The organism is Paraburkholderia phymatum STM815 (assembly GCF_000020045.1).
Taxonomy (GTDB): Bacteria; Pseudomonadota; Gammaproteobacteria; order Burkholderiales; family Burkholderiaceae; genus Paraburkholderia; species Paraburkholderia phymatum.
The window spans coordinates 1,638,167-1,653,716 of record NC_010622.1 but is presented as its reverse complement, the minus strand read 5'-3'; the positions used below and the strand labels follow the sequence as shown (position 1 = coordinate 1,653,716).

Annotated in this window: 15 protein-coding genes and 1 pseudogene; 13 read left to right on the top strand and 3 right to left on the bottom strand. The window is 62.3% G+C overall.

Features of this window, described 5'->3' with window-relative positions:
- Positions 1-81 precede the first annotated feature (81 nt).
- The 3 genes and pseudogenes from aceF to lpdA all read left to right on the top strand — a co-directional run bounded on the left by aceF (position 82) and on the right by lpdA (position 4,051).
- Positions 82-1,728, top strand: a complete 1,647-nt coding sequence (gene aceF, locus BPHY_RS07485) for a dihydrolipoyllysine-residue acetyltransferase (protein ID WP_012400863.1) — start codon at positions 82-84, stop codon at positions 1,726-1,728.
- Positions 1,729-1,993: 265 nt separating this feature from the next.
- Positions 1,994-2,305: pseudogene (locus BPHY_RS44435) on the top strand (biotin/lipoyl-containing protein); the annotation flags it as partial.
- 3 nt (positions 2,306-2,308) lie between these two features.
- A complete protein-coding gene (gene lpdA, locus BPHY_RS07480) occupies positions 2,309-4,051 on the top strand; it encodes a dihydrolipoyl dehydrogenase (protein WP_041763846.1) in 1,743 nt (580 codons plus the stop codon).
- 362 nt (positions 4,052-4,413) lie between these two features.
- On the opposite strand, the gene BPHY_RS07475 is transcribed toward lpdA, so the two are convergent.
- Complete coding sequence (locus BPHY_RS07475; RefSeq protein ID WP_012400861.1) at positions 4,414-4,998, bottom strand: phasin family protein; 585 nt, start codon at positions 4,996-4,998, stop codon at positions 4,414-4,416.
- Between the two features lie 770 nt (positions 4,999-5,768).
- Here BPHY_RS07475 and pbpG point away from each other — a divergent pair.
- A complete protein-coding gene (pbpG, locus tag BPHY_RS07470) occupies positions 5,769-6,932 on the top strand; it encodes a D-alanyl-D-alanine endopeptidase (protein WP_012400860.1) in 1,164 nt (387 codons plus the stop codon).
- A gap of 82 nt (positions 6,933-7,014) precedes the next feature.
- Here pbpG and BPHY_RS07465 read toward each other — a convergent pair whose 3' ends face one another.
- Positions 7,015-7,821, bottom strand: coding sequence for an IclR family transcriptional regulator (locus BPHY_RS07465; RefSeq protein ID WP_012400859.1), 807 nt, complete (start codon positions 7,819-7,821; stop codon positions 7,015-7,017).
- A gap of 187 nt (positions 7,822-8,008) precedes the next feature.
- Here BPHY_RS07465 and BPHY_RS07460 point away from each other — a divergent pair, with 187 nt between their 5' ends.
- Positions 8,009-8,731 (top strand): (Fe-S)-binding protein, encoded by a 723-nt coding sequence (locus BPHY_RS07460; protein ID WP_012400858.1) that lies wholly within the window; start codon positions 8,009-8,011, stop codon positions 8,729-8,731.
- A gap of 56 nt (positions 8,732-8,787) precedes the next feature.
- A complete protein-coding gene (locus BPHY_RS07455; RefSeq protein WP_012400857.1) occupies positions 8,788-10,200 on the top strand; it encodes a lactate utilization protein B in 1,413 nt (470 codons plus the stop codon).
- A 118-nt stretch (positions 10,201-10,318) separates the two neighbouring features.
- On the opposite strand, the gene BPHY_RS07450 is transcribed toward BPHY_RS07455, so the two are convergent.
- The gene (locus tag BPHY_RS07450) at positions 10,319-10,807 is read right to left on the bottom strand and encodes a hypothetical protein (protein WP_012400856.1); all 489 of its coding nucleotides are present in this window, start codon (positions 10,805-10,807) and stop codon (positions 10,319-10,321) included.
- A 271-nt stretch (positions 10,808-11,078) separates the two neighbouring features.
- Between BPHY_RS07450 and BPHY_RS07445 the strand changes: the two genes are divergently transcribed.
- From BPHY_RS07445 to hscB, 7 genes are all read left to right on the top strand, one after another.
- Complete coding sequence (locus BPHY_RS07445; protein ID WP_012400855.1) at positions 11,079-11,315, top strand: hypothetical protein; 237 nt, start codon at positions 11,079-11,081, stop codon at positions 11,313-11,315.
- 113 nt (positions 11,316-11,428) lie between these two features.
- Complete coding sequence (locus BPHY_RS07440; protein ID WP_012400854.1) at positions 11,429-11,956, top strand: low molecular weight protein-tyrosine-phosphatase; 528 nt, start codon at positions 11,429-11,431, stop codon at positions 11,954-11,956.
- Between the two features lie 111 nt (positions 11,957-12,067).
- Positions 12,068-12,592, top strand: coding sequence for a Fe-S cluster assembly transcriptional regulator IscR (gene iscR, locus BPHY_RS07435; RefSeq protein WP_012400853.1), 525 nt, complete (start codon positions 12,068-12,070; stop codon positions 12,590-12,592).
- Between the two features lie 69 nt (positions 12,593-12,661).
- Positions 12,662-13,885, top strand: coding sequence for an IscS subfamily cysteine desulfurase (locus BPHY_RS07430; protein ID WP_012400852.1), 1,224 nt, complete (start codon positions 12,662-12,664; stop codon positions 13,883-13,885).
- Between the two features lie 59 nt (positions 13,886-13,944).
- Positions 13,945-14,352, top strand: coding sequence for a Fe-S cluster assembly scaffold IscU (gene iscU / locus BPHY_RS07425; RefSeq protein WP_012400851.1), 408 nt, complete (start codon positions 13,945-13,947; stop codon positions 14,350-14,352).
- Between the two features lie 147 nt (positions 14,353-14,499).
- Positions 14,500-14,823 (top strand): iron-sulfur cluster assembly protein IscA, encoded by a 324-nt coding sequence (gene iscA / locus BPHY_RS07420; protein ID WP_041763420.1) that lies wholly within the window; start codon positions 14,500-14,502, stop codon positions 14,821-14,823.
- 117 nt (positions 14,824-14,940) lie between these two features.
- Complete coding sequence (gene hscB / locus BPHY_RS07415; protein ID WP_012400849.1) at positions 14,941-15,468, top strand: Fe-S protein assembly co-chaperone HscB; 528 nt, start codon at positions 14,941-14,943, stop codon at positions 15,466-15,468.
- Positions 15,469-15,550: the final 82 nt, after the last annotated feature.

The window sequence follows — 15,550 nt, the reverse complement described above, 5'->3', positions numbered from 1 at the left end:
GCATCGACCCGCGAGCCCCAATGTGTACCTCGCCGCCCGAAGCGGGCGGCGAGGTGCGCGCGGCCCTGGAGACAGAAAACAATGAGCCAAGCGATCGAAGTCAAGGTGCCGGACATCGGCGATTACAAGGACATTCCTGTAATCGAGGTGCTGGTGAAGGCGGGTGATCCCGTCACGAAAGAGCAGTCGCTCGTCACGCTGGAATCCGACAAGGCGACGATGGATGTGCCGAGCCCCGCGTCGGGCACGGTGAAGGAAGTGAAGGTCAAGCTTGGCGACACCGTGTCGGAAGGCACGCTGATCGTGCTGCTCGACGGCGAAGGCGGCGCTGCGAAGCCCGCGCAAGGCAATGGCGCGGCGGCGCCCGTCCCCGCACCCGCTGCAGCGCCTGCACCGGCGCCCGCACCCGCTGCGAAGTCGGGGGGCGTGCAGGAAGTGAAGGTGCCGGACATCGGCGACTATAAGGATGTGCCCGTCATCGAAGTGGCCGTGAAGGTCGGCGATCGCGTCGAGAAGGAACAGTCGCTCGTGACGCTCGAATCGGACAAGGCGACGATGGATGTGCCGAGCCCCGCGGCCGGCATCGTCAAGGAAGTGAAGGTCAAGGTCGGCGATAACGTGTCGGAAGGCACGCTGATCGTGCTGCTCGAAGGCGAGAGCGGCGGTGCCGCTGCGCCCGCACCGGCTGTTCCGAAGCATGAAGAAATGCCGTCGGACGCACCCGCTGCCCCGTCCCCGGCTCCCGCGCAGCCGTCCGCGCTCGCGCAGGCGCCCGTGATCCCGGCAGGCGAAGGCGGCGCGCATCGCGCAAGCCATGCATCGCCGTCGGTGCGCAAGTTCGCGCGCGAACTGGGCGTCGACGTGTCGCGCGTGCAAGGTACGGGTCCGAAGGGCCGCATTACGCAAGACGACGTCACCGCGTTCGTCAAGGGCGTGATGACGGGCCAGCGCGGCGCACCGGTTGCCGCCGCGCCTGCTGCCGCGGGCGGTGGCGAGCTGGGTCTGCTGCCGTGGCCGAAGGTCGACTTCACGAAGTTCGGTCCGATCGATCCGAAGCCGCTGTCGCGCATCAAGAAGATTTCGGGCGCGAACCTGCACCGTAACTGGGTCATGATCCCGCACGTCACGAACAACGACGAAGCGGACATCACCGACCTTGAAGCGTTGCGCGTGCAACTGAACAAGGAAAACGAGAAGGCTGGCGTCAAGTTCACGATGCTCGCATTCGTGATCAAGGCGGTGGTCGCGGCGCTGAAGAAGTTCCCGACCTTCAACGCCAGCCTCGACGGCGACAACCTGGTGTTCAAGCAGTACTACCACGTGGGTTTCGCCGCCGACACGCCGAATGGTCTCGTCGTGCCCGTGATCCGCGATGCGGACAAGAAGGGTCTCGTCGATATCGCGAAGGAAATGACCGAGCTGTCGAAGCTCGCGCGCGAAGGCAAGCTGAAGCCGGACCAGATGCAAGGCGGCTGTTTCTCGATCTCGTCGCTGGGCGGCATCGGCGGTACGAACTTCACGCCGATCATCAACGCGCCTGAAGTCGCCATTCTCGGCCTGTCGCGCAGCGCTATGAAGCCGGTATGGGACGGCAAGCAGTTCGTGCCGCGCCTGACGCTGCCGCTGTCGCTGTCGTACGACCATCGCGTGATCGACGGCGCCGAGGCGGCGCGTTTCAATGCGTATCTCGGTGCGATTCTTGCCGATTTCCGGCGTGTGATTCTTTGATTGTTGAGGTTGTGTCGCTAGCGCTCGATGATCGGATACGGTCATTCGGGCGCTCTCGTTGAACCTGCTTTGTCGTCTCGCTTCATGCGTCGCCCCTGTGCGGGGCGGCACCTACTTTTCTTTGTCTCGCAAAGAAAAGTAGGCAAAAGAAAGCCGCGTCCCTGGCGGACGGCATTCAGCCTTCGCTTGTTTGCGGCGGGTCTTTGGGGCGAACGGTTTTTCGCGACTCATCTTTCAACACGGTCAATAAGAGAAGGGGACACTAATGAGTCTCGTCGAAGTGAAGGTGCCGGACATCGGCGATTTCAAGGACGTCGATGTCATCGAAGTCAATATCAAACCCGGCGACACGATCGAGAAAGAGCAGTCGCTGCTGACGCTCGAGTCGGACAAGGCCTCGATGGAAGTGCCGAGCGATACGGCCGGCACGGTCAAGGAAGTCCGCATCAAGGCGGGCGAGAAAGTCTCGCAGGGCACCGTGATCGCCGTCGTGGAAACGTCGGGCGAAGCCAAAGCTGTGAAGGAACCTGAGAAAGCTGCGCCTGCTCCCGCTGCCGCCCCGGCTGTAAGCGGCAGTGGCGTGCAGGAAATCAAAGTGCCGGATATCGGCGACTATAAAGACGTGCCCGTGATCGAAGTCGCGGTGAAGGTCGGCGACCGCGTCGAGAAAGAGCAGTCGCTCGTCACGCTCGAATCCGACAAGGCGACGATGGATGTGCCGAGTCCCGCCGCCGGCGTCGTGAAGGAACTGAAGGTCAAGGTCGGCGACAACGTGTCGGAAGGCAGCGTGCTGTTGCTGCTCGAAGGCGAAGGCGCCGCGGCTGCTCCCGCACCGAAGGCGGCTGCGCCTGCGCCGTCGCCCGCTGCGGCACCCACACCCGCGCCGCAAGCCGGCAGCTATTCGGGTTCCACAGACATCGAATGCGACATGCTCGTGCTCGGTGCCGGCCCCGGCGGCTACTCGGCAGCATTCCGCTCGGCCGACCTCGGCATGAAGACGGTGCTGGTCGAACGTTATTCGACGCTCGGCGGCGTGTGTCTGAATGTCGGCTGTATTCCGTCCAAGGCGCTGCTGCACACGGCGCTCGTGATCGACGAAGCGGAAGCGCTCGGTTCGCACGGCATCTCGTTCGGCAAGCCACAGATCGATCTCGACAAACTGCGTGACTTCAAGTCGGGCGTCGTCAAGAAGTTGACAGGTGGTCTTGCCGGCATGGCAAAGGCGCGCAAGGTGGAAGTCGTGACGGGCGTCGGCACGTTCGTCGATCCGTATCACATGGAAGTGCAGGGCGAGAACGGCAAGAAGATCGTCAAGTTCAAGCAGGCGATCATTGCTGCGGGCTCGCAGGCCGTGAAGCTGCCGTTCATCCCGGAAGATCCGCGCGTCGTCGATTCGACGGGGGCGCTGGAGTTGCGTCAACTGCCCAAACGCATGCTGGTGATCGGCGGCGGCATCATCGGCCTGGAAATGGCCACGGTGTACGCGACGCTCGGCGCGCAGATCGATGTGGTCGAAATGCTCGATGGCCTGATGGCCGGCGCAGACCGCGATCTCGTAAAGGTCTGGGAGAAGTTCAACAGCAAGCGTTTCACCAACGTGATGCTGAAGACGAAGACCACGGGCGCGGAAGCGAAGCCGGACGGCATCTATGTGACGTTCGAAGGCGAGAAGGCGCCCGCCGAGCCGCAACGCTACGATCTGGTGCTGGTCGCCGTGGGCCGCAGCCCGAACGGCAAGAAGATCGGCGCGGACAAGGCAGGCGTGGCCGTGACGGACCGCGGCTTCATCGAAGTCGACAAGCAGATGCGCACCAACGTGCCGCACATCTTCGCGATCGGCGACGTGGTCGGTCAGCCGATGCTCGCGCACAAGGCCGTGCACGAAGGCCATGTCGCGGCGGAAGCGGCGCACGGCGAGAAGGCGTACTTCGACGCGATGCAGATTCCGTCGGTGGCTTACACCGATCCGGAAGTGGCGTGGGCGGGCAAGACGGAAGACCAGTGCAAGGCTGAAGGCATCAAGTACGGCAAGGCAGTGTTCCCGTGGGCTGCGTCGGGCCGCGCGATCGCCAATGGCCGCGACGAAGGCTTCACGAAGCTGATCTTCGACGAAGAGACGCATCGTGTGATCGGCGGCGGGATCGTCGGCCTGAATGCCGGCGACCTGATCAGCGAAGTGTGCCTCGCAGTCGAAATGGGCGCGGATGCGACGGATATCGGTAAAACGATCCATCCGCACCCAACGCTCGGCGAGTCGATCGGCATGGCCGCCGAGCTGTACGAAGGCGTCTGCACGGATTTGCCGCCGCAAAAGAAGAAGTAAAGCGCGACCGGGGTGGGCTCACGCCCGTTCCATTCAGTGCATGTGCAAACGGCGCGTCCTTCGGAAGAAGGGCGCGCCGTTTTTCATGGGCGTCGTTGCGGCCGGTGCATGCCGTGGAATGGGCATCCGTACCAAGCGGGCGGGCAAAAAAATCCCGGCCTGAGCCGGGGAAACGATACGCTGTTTAACGTATCGGAGCGTCTGGCCGCCCGATCGCCGAAGTCTCGACCGTGCGGCGCTATTCAGTACCGCCAGTCACTTCGACAGTGCATCTCGCGGCTGCGCGCCGACGGATGATGGGGCATCCGTCAACGCGCAGGTGAAGCCCGATCCGTTGAATCCGTTACGTTTTCGGTGCGCTCTTAGACAGCAGCCTTCTTGGCCGACGCTGCCGTACGCGACGCTTGAGCAGCCGCTTGCGAAGCGGCCTTCGATGCAGCCGTTGCAGCCGCGTTGAAGTTGCTTTCAGCGATTTCGACGGCTTGCTTCGTTGCCTTGTGAACCGTTTCGTACGTCGTGTTCGCAGCCGTGATGGCCGACTTGATCACAGCGACAGCCGTTTCCGAACCAGCCGGCGCGTTCTTTGCGACGTTCTCGACGAGCGCCTGCACCTTCTTGTTCTGTTCTTCGTATTGAGCTTCAGCGACGCGGGCGAACTCAGCTTGCGTGGCCGATGCGATTTCGTACAGGTGACGGCCATACGACAGAACCTTCTCTGCCACCGGCTGCGTCAGGCCCGCTTGCAGCGCGAGCAGTTCTTGCGCGTCCTTCACCGACAGCGCGCGTTGTGCATTTTCCTGGCTTTCAGCGATCGTCGACTTGACGACTTGCAGATTCAGTTCGACCAGCTTTTCGACGCCTTCGAATGCCTTAGAGGTCAGGCCGAACAGCGTTTCGAGATTGGCCTTCTGTGCTGCGGCGAATTGCTCAGGGGTCAGCAGAGTCATGTTTACGCTCCTGGAGTACCGGCTCGTCTATCGCGGACCGGATTGGGTTAACTGCAGAACTATTGGGAATCGCTGGTCCGCAGTCATTTGTGCGTCGCAGCAACGGTTCCCATTTTAGGACGGCTCTGATAGATGTCAAGCATTTTTTTGTGCAACGCACAACGCATAAAAATTACTACTAAAACAATACGTTATGTAGCGTTTATGACAATGCGGTGAAGCGTGTGCACACCAGGGTTTGCACCGATGTGGTGCGGCAAAAAACGTGGTCTCCCAAGCCGGACGGGCTCGCGCGCATTTTAGAAGCCGAGATAGGGACGAAAAGGTAAAATTCCCGAGTAAACCGAAAACCGTTGCGGAACGTTAAATCTCCATCCCGGTCGAATGCGCGTCGTGTAGCTTCGCAGTAGTCGCTTAACAGTCGATGGCTGGACGGCGTTCCGCGGGCGTGCCAGGTGCTGCAGAAAGCGGTGTTCTGGTGCGCTTGAGGCGGATTCGTATCGCCACCGTGGGCAACCGTACTTCTCCCGATCAAGTTTGTGTCGAATATGCCGATATGCTGAACTGAGTGAGAACTGTCAGCGCTATGGGCGGTAGTGACGTTCGCGCACGTCATTGGTATTTTCGATGGACGCCCGCAAGCTATTGCCTTTCTTCAATCGAGCCTGACAACTCGGTTTAAGGACTTTCGATAAGTGCTTAATATTGCTAATTTTTGACTGTTTTACTACACTGGCGGAAACCCTCTCGCCGCTCCAACCAGAACACGAATGAAAACCGACATGTTTTCGTCACTGAAAGTGATGCACGGCGCGGCGCTCAGCACCGCTCTGTCGGTGGCTGCCTCGGTGGTCATCGCAGCGGCATTTGCCGCGCCGGTGGATGCCTTCGCCGCGTCCGCCACGGCCCCCGTCAAGTCCGCGAAAGCCGGCAAAAAGTCGTCGAAGAAGGCGGCTGCCGAGAAAGTCTCCAGCCAGCCGTCGAAGGCCGTGAAAGCGGCCGCAAAGGACGACGACGAACCCCGTACTGTGTCGAAGAAGCGCCGCGCGTCCTACACGTCGAATGGCCGCCATCACTCGGTCGTGCGCCGCGTCGCGTTCGAGCCGCGTCAGCCGTCCGTCGGCACCGCGTTCGGCCTGCACGAAACGCCCGACGCGCTGATGCTCCGTTCGAGCGTCGCCTACGTGGTCGACCAGAACACGTCGGAGTCGCTGTTTGACAAGAACTCGCGCGCGGTCGTACCCATCGCGTCGATCACCAAGCTGATGACGGCGATGGTCGTGCTGGACTCGAAGGCGGCCATGACCGAGCAGATCGAAGTCACGGACGAGGACCGCGACTACGAGAAGAACACGGGCTCGCGTCTGTCCGTCGGCTCGGTGCTCTCGCGTGAAGACATGCTGCACATTGCGCTGATGGCGTCGGAAAACCGTGCGGCGGCTGCGCTGTCGCGCTATTTCCCGGGCGGCCGTCCGGCGTTCATGGCCGCGATGAACGCCAAGGCGAAGGCACTGGGCATGACCGACACGCACTTCGAAAACCCGACGGGCCTGACGAGTCAGAACGTGTCGAGCGCGCGCGACCTGGTGAAGATGGTCAACGCGGCGTATCAGTACCCGTTGATCCGCAAGTTCTCGACGGATCGCAGCTACGAGGTGTATACGGGCAAGCGCTCAATCGCCTACAACAGCACGAACGCGCTGGTGCGCAATCCTTCCTGGGAGATCGGCTTGCAGAAGACGGGCTTCATCAACGAAGCAGGCGAGTGCCTCGTGATGCAGGCGACGATCCACGATCGTCCGATGATCATGGTGCTGCTCGATTCGTCGGGCAAGTACTCGCGTTTCGCCGATGCGCAGCGTCTGCGCACCTGGCTTGACAACGGCGGCGAACAGCGCATCACGAGCGCGGACGCCAACGGCGCCGGGACCTGAGAGGCAACGCGCGTACCCGACGAAAACTAAGAAGCCCCGCATGCGGGGCTTCTTGCATTTATTGCGTGGCTAAGGGGGCGGGTCAGATTGCTTGCGCCGAGGCGCTCATCGGCTGCGCTTGCGGCTGGTAGCCGAGCGATTCGGAGATGACGAGGGCGGTCTTGCTCAACTGGCCCAGCCAGGAGTCCTGCAGACGGTCGGCGGGCGCCGACAGCGAAAGGCCCGCAACGAGCTTGCCTGTATCGTCGTAAATGCCGGCTGCGATACAGCGCACGCCGAGTTCCAGTTCTTCGTTGTCGCGCGCGCACGCCTGCTGGCGCACATGCGACAACTCGCGCTCGAGCTTGCCGAGATCGGTGATGCTGTTCTGCGTGTGTCCCGACAGGCCCGTGCGCGTCGCGTAGGCGCGCACGCGGGTCGATTCGTCGGCGGCGAGGAAGAGCTTGCCGACGGAGGTCAGATGCAGCGGCGCCCGGCCGCCGATCGCACGTACCACCTGCATGCCCGAGCGCTCGGAATAGGCGCGTTCGATGTAGACGATCTCGTCGCCCTGGCGCACCGACAGGTTCACCGTCTGGCCCGTCAGCCGGTGCAGTTCTCGCATCGGCGTCAGCGCCGCGTCGCGCACCGACAGACGCGCCTTGACGAGATTACCCAGTTCCAGCAGCCGCATGCCGAGACGATAGGTGCCAGGGTCCGAGCGGTCCACCAGCCGGCAGGTCACCATGTCGTTCAGGATGCGGTGGGCCGTCGACGGGTGGAGGTCGGTGCGTTGCGCGAGTTCCTTCAGGCTGACCGGGTCGCTATGGGCGGCGAGGGCGTCCAGCAGCCGCATCATGCGCTCGATCACCTGGATCGATGTTTTGTGGTCCGGGTTCGTGTCGCTCATAAGACTAAACGGTTGACGCGTCAAACAGCGGAGAACCGATTGTATCTCGTATTGTGAAAAAAGCGAACGCCGTTCGAAGCGATCGAATCTGAGGTATTCGGCAGTTCATTGCGCAGCGGAGCCGCAGCGCGTTGGTATTACGCGCCAAACAGCGGATAATCGAGGACGTTTCCCCGGAGGAGCACACATGCGAGTCGGTTTATTCGTCACCTGCCTGATCGATCTGATGCGCCCCGAAATCGGCTTTTCGGCGATCAAGCTGATCGAGCGTGCGGGCTTCGAGGTGTTCGTGCCGCCCGCCCAGACCTGCTGCGGACAGCCCGCCTACAACTCCGGCGACCGGCGCATCGCGCGCGATCTCGCCGAAAAGACGCTGCGCGAATTCGAGCAGTACGACTACGTGGTCGTGCCGTCGGGATCGTGCGGCGGGATGATCGGCACGCACTACGGCGATCTGTTTGCTGACGATCCGGAACTGATGGGCCGCTTCGCGCGGCTGCGTCCGAAGGTCTACGAGCTGACCGATTTCCTTGTTCGTGTCGCGAAGATCGAACTGACGCCGGGCGATTTTCACGGGCCGGTGACGTATCACGATTCCTGCTCGGGGCTGCGCGAGCTGGGCGTCAAGCAGCAGCCGCGCGCGTTGCTCGCGCAGGCGGGCGTCACCGTGACCGAGATGAAGGACTGCGAGCACTGCTGCGGCTTCGGCGGCACGTTCGCGCTGAAGTTCGGCGATATTTCGACGGCCATCGTCGACGAGAAGTGCGCGAACATTCGGGCGAGCGGTACGCAAGCGGTGGTGCTGGGCGATCTCGGCTGCATGCTGAACATCGAAGGACGCTTGCGGCGCACAGGCGACACGACCACTCGCGTGCTGCACATCGCGCAGGTTCTTGCGGGCGACGCGTGAATGTTGCTTCGCCAGCCAGGCGGTAGTTAGTCCCTAAAACCGATCCCAAGGCCGTCATGCAAGTCCAAACGATGCAATTCAAGGCGCGCGCGGGTCAGAAACTCGCCGACCAGCGCCTTCAGCAGAACCTCACCAAGCTGTCGACGAAATTCGTGTCGGCGCGAGCGTCGGCGATGACCGCCATCGACTTCCCCGCGACGCGCACGGCGCTGAAGGACCGGCGCAACCGCGCGCTGGAGAACCTCGACGTGTGGCTCGAAACCTTCGAGCGCGAGGCGACGCGGCGCGGCGCGACTGTGCTGTTCGCCGAGACGACGCAGGATGCGGCGAAGCTCGTCGCCGACATCGCGCGCAAGCACGACGTGAAGAAGGTGATCAAGACGAAGTCGATGGTGTCCGAGGAAATGCGCCTGAACGAGGTGCTCGGGCAGATGGGCGTGCAGTCGATCGAAACCGATCTGGGCGAATACATCCTGCAGATCAACGACAACGAGCCGCCGAGCCACATCATTGCGCCCGTCGTTCACAAGGACAAGGAAGAGATCGCCGACCTGTTCGCGAAGACGCACCAGAAGCCGCGTCTCACAGAAATTCCCGAGATGACGCGTGAAGCGCGCGAGATGCTGCGTCCGCATTTCATGACGGCCGACATGGGTGTCACGGGCGGCAACTTCGTCATTGCGGAGACGGGGTCGGTCGCGCTCGTGACCAACGAGGGCAACGAAGGCATGTGTACCGTGATGCCGCGCGTGCACGTCGCGGTGACAGGCATCGAGAAAGTGCTGCCTACGCTCGAAGACCTCGCAACGGCCATGCGCCTCTTGCCGCGCTCGGCGACGGGGCAGGATGTCTCGAACTACTTTTCGGTGCTGACAGGCCCGCGCGGCGTGCACGATCAGGACGGACCGGAGCATATGTATGTGGTGCTCGTCGATGGCGGGCGCACGGGACTGATCGGCGGGGACTTTCAGGAGATGCTGCGCTGCATCCGCTGCGGCGCGTGCATGAATCATTGCCCCGTGTATCAGAAGGTCGGTGGGCACACATACGGATGGGTGTACCCCGGGCCGATGGGATCGGTGCTGACGCCGAGCTACGTCGGCATCGAAAAGGCGCTTGATTTGCCTCAGGCCGCAACGCTGTGCGGCGAGTGCAATAGCGTGTGTCCCGTCGGCATTCCGTTATCCGACCTGTTGCGCAAATTGCGCGAACGGCAGGTAGAACGGCATCTGCGTCCGTGGCAGGAGCGCTTCGGGCTTGCCGTCTGGGGCTATCTGGCGATGCACCCCACAGCGTACGGACTACTCACGAAACTCGCTGTCCGCATTCTCGAGCGTATGGGGGGAAGCGGGAAGTCGATCGCGAAACTGCCGTTGGGCGCAGGCTGGACGAACACGCGCGAGATGCCGGCCCCCGTCGGACGGACGTTCCGCGAACTGTATGCGGCGAGCAAGACGCATATCGGCTAGCGGGCGGAGCCCTCACAAGAGGTCGCTGCTATTGAAAGAGGCTGCATCGCTCGCCCGATGCAGCCTCTTTGTCTTCCGGATCGCCGCCGACAGCCTGACGGGTTGCCCCGTCCCCCTTTTAATGCGGGCGGCCGCCGCCTTCGTTCCAGGCTTCGCCGCCCCGACTGCCGCCGCGATTGCCGCCGCCCTGCTGTTGCCCCGCGCCCGCCTGCACGGGCGGCCGGATGCCATGCATGCCGCCCGAGTTGCCGCCGGGACTCATCGGCGGACCGCCCGCCTGCGGCGGCTGACCGCGGGGCGGCCCGCCATTGCCGCCGCTGTGGCCGTTCCAGTTGCCGTGGTCGTGGTTGTATCCGTGGTCGTACCCACGGCCGCCCCAATAGCCGCGGTCATAGTCGCGCCCCGAATAGCCGCCGAAACCGAGGAACAAGCTGGATTGAACGGGAGGCTCGGCGTAACCGTAGGCAGGCGCGCCGTAGCCGTCATAGTAGCCGTCGTAGTAGCCATAGGCTGGCTGTCCGGCGGGATAGGCGACACATCCGCCGAGCGCGGCAACCGCGCAGACGGCAACGACAGCAGGAGCAAGAGTAGGAATAAGACGTTTCATTTGAGTGTTAAGACAAGCGAGAGACGCGATGTCCGCAGTTCTATTTGTAGCGCCGACTGAGCATTACCTGTGTGTGCTTTTGTAAGGATTTCTTTCGGGAGCCGAAAGATTATCCTGGAGGGCGTTGGGGATCGGCGTCGACGGCACTGTTCATTCAGGCGCAACGCTGTGTTTTGCCGGGGCGGGTTTTTCCGGATTGTGTCCTCGTCTACCATTACGACTGGGCAAAGTGCGTCTATGTACTCCCGCCCGCTCAGAGAGAAACGACATCATGAAAAAGAAAATATCGCTGTACTGGCCGCTGGTTATCGTCGTGCCGCTTGCGGCTGCTGCTTACCTGCACCTGTATGACCGCGTCGTCGTGCAATCGTCGACATCGCCGCTGGCCGCCGACCGCGTGTCCGCGGAACTCGCGCGCACGGTGTCGTACGGGTTCGTCGGCGGCGAGGCTGCGCTCCCCGCCGAGACGCTCCGCGCCACCGCCCGCATGCCCGCGCAGCCGCTGTGAGCGGTACGTTGAGCACGTGCTGACGCGGTGCAGGCGTGATTTTGCACGGCTTTGTATAATCGCGGCACAGTTTCACCACTTATGACACTTGCGGCTGAGCCGCTCAGCCATCGATGAAAACCGTCGCCATCTGCTTCGTGTGCCTTGGGAACATTTGCCGTTCCCCGACTGCGGAAGGCGTGATGCGGCATCAGCTGGCGGAGGCGAAGCTTGCGGATCGCATCATTGTCGATTCGGCGGGTACGGGCGACTGGCATATCGGCGAAGCGCCGGACGAACGCGCGCAGCGCGCCGCGAAAAACCGCGGTTACGATTTGTCGACATTTCGTGGCCGCCAGATCACCATCGCCGATTTTGAGCGCTTCGATCTGATCGTCGCGATGGACGACAAGAACGTCGCGGCGCTCAGGCAGATCTGTCCGCCGGCACAGCGCGACAAGATCCGTCTGCTGATGGAGTTCGCGATGGATGCAGGAATGTCCGAAGCGAGCGGCGCCGCGCAGCGCGCGCCTGATTTCGATCCACGCGAAGTCGTCGATCCGTACTTCGGCGGCGGCGAGGGTTTCGAAATCGTGCTGAACCAGTGCGAAGCCGCCTGCCGCGGCTTGATTGCGGCACTGCGGCCCCAACTGACCCTGTAAGACGAGTTATTCGTTAAGTAAATGACCCAAATCGAGATAGGGATACTTGACTAAATCCGTCATGTATTTATACTTGACCAAACTTGTCGAGAATTGCGGTTCCCACCACATATGAGACTCACCACGAAAGGCCGTTTCGCCGTCACGGCGATGATCGACCTGGCACTGCGCCAGGAGCAGGGCCCGGTGACGCTTGCGGGTATCAGCCAGCGCCAACACATCTCCTTGTCCTACCTCGAGCAGCTGTTCGGCAAGCTGCGCCGGCACGAGATCGTCGAATCCGTGCGCGGGCCGGGCGGCGGCTACAACCTCGCGCGCCGCGCGGAGGACGTGACCGTGGCGGACATCATCATCGCTGTCGACGAACCGCTCGATGCCACCCAGTGCGGCGGCAAGGGTTCGTGCGAAGGCACGAAGCATCACGACGGCCACTGCATGACGCATGAGCTTTGGTCGACGCTGAACCAGAAGATGGTCGAATATCTCGACTCCGTTTCCCTGAAAGACCTGGTCGACCAGCAGCGCTCGCGCGAAGGCGCGACGGCCGTGCTGCGCGACCGGCGCACCGAAGCGCCCGCCGTCGAGCCGCGCGCGGTGCCGAAAGGGCCGAATTCCGTTTTCAACATGGCCGGCTGAAAGAGCGCGCAAGAGACGCGAACGCCAGAACCGAGAAGCCATTAGCACTGATGTCCCCCGGAGCGATTGATGAATAACGACATTCCCCACCTGCCCATTTACATGGACTACAGCGCGACGACCCCGGTCGATCCGCGCGTGGTGGACAAGATGATCCCGTATCTGCGCGAGCAATTCGGCAATCCGGCGTCGCGCAGCCACGCGTATGGCTGGGATGCGGAGCGTGCCGTCGAGGAAGCGCGCGAGAACGTCGCAGCGCTGGTCAACGCCGACCCGCGCGAAATCATCTGGACGTCGGGCGCGACGGAATCGGACAACCTCGCCATCAAGGGCGCGGCGCACTTCTACAAAAGCAAAGGCAAGCACATCGTCACGGTGAAGACCGAGCACAAGGCCGTACTCGACACCACGCGCGAACTGGAGCGCGAAGGCTACGAAGTGACGTACCTCGACGTGAAGGACGACGGCCTGCTCGATCTCGAAGTCTTCAAGGCAGCGCTGCGTCCCGATACGATCCTGGTTTCCGTGATGCACGTGAACAACGAGATCGGTGTCATCCAGGACATCGAGACCATCGGTGAAATCTGCCGCGAAAAGGGCATCATTTTCCACGTCGACGCGGCGCAGGCCACGGGCAAGGTCGAAATCGACCTGCAGAAGCTCAAGGTCGACCTGATGTCGTTTTCGGCGCACAAGACGTATGGCCCCAAGGGCATTGGCGCGCTGTATGTGCGCCGCAAGCCGCGCGTGCGCATCGAAGCGCAGATGCACGGCGGCGGTCACGAGCGCGGCATGCGTTCGGGCACGCTCGCCACGCACCAGATCGTCGGCATGGGCGAAGCGTTCCGTATCGCCCGTGAAGAAATGGCGACCGAAAACGAACGCATCCGCATGCTGCGCGACAAGCTACTGCGCGGCCTGCAGGAAATCGAAGAAACGTACGTGAACGGCGACATGGAGCAGCGCGTCCCGCACAACCTGAACATCAGCTTCAACTTCGTCGAAGGCGAGTCGCTGATCATGGCAGTGAAGGACGTGGCCGTGTCGTCGGGTTCGGCCTGCACGTCGGCTTCGCTGGAGCCGTCATATGTGCTGCGCGCGCTAGGCCGCAACGACGAGCTGGCGCACAGCTCGATCCGCTTCACGGTCGGCCGCTTCACGACGGAGCAGGACGTCGATTACGTCATCAACCTGCTGAAGAGCAAGATTGCGAAGCTGCGCGATCTGTCGCCGCTGTGGGAAATGCACAAGGACGGCATCGATCTGTCGACCATCCAGTGGGCTGCGCACTGAGCGCGCGTCGCGGCGGGTCGAACACGAACGCAGGTTGAATCGAATCAAGGAGTGACAACATGGCATACAGCGATAAGGTCCTGGACCACTACGAAAACCCGCGCAACGTCGGTTCGTTCGCGAAAGACGACGACACGGTCGGCACCGGCATGGTCGGCGCACCGGCTTGCGGCGACGTGATGAAGCTGCAGATCCGCGTCGGTGCGGACGGCGTGATTGAAGACGCGAAGTTCAAGACGTACGGATGCGGTTCGGCCATCGCGTCGAGCTCGCTCGTGACGGAATGGGTGAAGGGCAAGACGCTCGACGAGGCGCTGTCGATCAAGAACACGCAGATTGCCGAAGAACTCGCGCTGCCGCCTGTGAAGATTCACTGCTCGATCCTGGCGGAAGATGCCATCAAGGCAGCCGTCGCCGATTACAAGCAGCGTCACGGTGAAACGGCGAAGGCCGGGCAGTCAGCGTAAGCGACGCGTGACGAACGCGCCGGAGTGGCACGGCGCGGCGCTGGATTCGAGTACTTGAATTCGACGCCCGCCGGAACGATTTGGGAAGCAGGCAGGGTCGTGCGATGCGTCGTGATGAACGGGGCGTCGCGCACATTGAGAAACGCTATGGCAATTACGTTGACCGAAAAGGCAGCACAGCACGTGCAGAAATATCTGACCCGCCGCGGCAAGGGCGTGGGGTTGCGGCTCGGTGTGCGCACGACGGGTTGCTCGGGCCTTGCGTACAAGCTCGAGTATGTCGATGAACTGGCGCCCGAAGACGAGGTCTTCGAGTGCAATGGCGTGAAGATCGTGGTGGACCCGAAGAGCCTCGCCTATATCGACGGCACGGAGCTCGACTTTGCACGTGAAGGGTTGAACGAAGGCTTCAGGTTCAACAACCCGAACGTGAAGGACGAATGCGGCTGCGGCGAATCGTTCCGCGTGTAAGCGCGCGAGTCATGCTGAAAAGGCGGCCTGTGCCGCCTTTTTTCAATTTCGCCGCGTATTCAAACGCGCACATTTTCACGGCGTTGCGCTGCGCGCCCTGGATGGACAAGTAAGCTGATGGCCTCGCTCAACGACAGTCACTTCGCACTCTTCAACTTGCCCGAGCAGTTCGGACTGGACGTGTCCGCGCTCGATCGCGCCTATCGCACGGTGCAGGCGCAGGTGCATCCGGACCGCTTTGCCGCGGCAGGCGACGCGCAAAAGCGCATCGCGATGCAATGGGCGACCCGCACGAACGAGGCGTACCAGACGCTGCACGATCCATTGAAACGCGCGCGCTATCTGTTGTCGCTGCGCGGCATCGACGTCGGCGCTGAAAACAACACAGCGATGGAACCGGCCTTCCTGATGCAGCAGATGGAATGGCGCGAGAGCATCGAGGATGCGTCGGCGGCGAAGAATGTGGACGCGCTCGACGCACTGTTGACCGATCTGCGCGACGAAGAGAAGGTGCGCTTCACGAAGCTGGCCGCGCTGCTCGATAGCGGCTCGAATCAGGCCGCGAGCGAGGCGGTGCGGCAACTGATGTTCATCGAACGCGTGGCCGCGGAGATCGGCACGCAGATCGAGCGGCTAGACAACTAGCGCCCGGCGCTGCCCGAAGCAGCGGCTCACATTCATCACGCGAACAACATGATCAGGACCGGGGCGAAACAGTCCCCGAAGA

Bases quoted from the DNA above. Each gene is read 5' to 3' on its own strand.
- BPHY_RS07475 (WP_012400861.1), bottom strand. From the start codon at position 4,998: ATGACTCTGCTGACCCCTGAGCAATTCGCCGCAGCACAGAAGGCCAAT.
- pbpG (WP_012400860.1), top strand. From the start codon at position 5,769: ATGAAAACCGACATGTTTTCGTCACTGAAAGTGATGCACGGCGCGGCG.
- BPHY_RS07460 (WP_012400858.1), top strand. From the start codon at position 8,009: ATGCGAGTCGGTTTATTCGTCACCTGCCTGATCGATCTGATGCGCCCC.
- BPHY_RS07445 (WP_012400855.1), top strand. From the start codon at position 11,079: ATGAAAAAGAAAATATCGCTGTACTGGCCGCTGGTTATCGTCGTGCCG.
- aceF (WP_012400863.1), top strand. From the start codon at position 82: ATGAGCCAAGCGATCGAAGTCAAGGTGCCGGACATCGGCGATTACAAG.
- BPHY_RS07455 (WP_012400857.1), top strand. From the start codon at position 8,788: ATGCAAGTCCAAACGATGCAATTCAAGGCGCGCGCGGGTCAGAAACTC.
- BPHY_RS07465 (WP_012400859.1), bottom strand. From the start codon at position 7,821: ATGAGCGACACGAACCCGGACCACAAAACATCGATCCAGGTGATCGAG.
- iscU (WP_012400851.1), top strand. From the start codon at position 13,945: ATGGCATACAGCGATAAGGTCCTGGACCACTACGAAAACCCGCGCAAC.
- hscB (WP_012400849.1), top strand. From the start codon at position 14,941: ATGGCCTCGCTCAACGACAGTCACTTCGCACTCTTCAACTTGCCCGAG.
- BPHY_RS07430 (WP_012400852.1), top strand. From the start codon at position 12,662: ATGAATAACGACATTCCCCACCTGCCCATTTACATGGACTACAGCGCG.
- BPHY_RS07440 (WP_012400854.1), top strand. From the start codon at position 11,429: ATGAAAACCGTCGCCATCTGCTTCGTGTGCCTTGGGAACATTTGCCGT.
- BPHY_RS07450 (WP_012400856.1), bottom strand. From the start codon at position 10,807: ATGAAACGTCTTATTCCTACTCTTGCTCCTGCTGTCGTTGCCGTCTGC.
- iscA (WP_041763420.1), top strand. From the start codon at position 14,500: ATGGCAATTACGTTGACCGAAAAGGCAGCACAGCACGTGCAGAAATAT.
- iscR (WP_012400853.1), top strand. From the start codon at position 12,068: ATGAGACTCACCACGAAAGGCCGTTTCGCCGTCACGGCGATGATCGAC.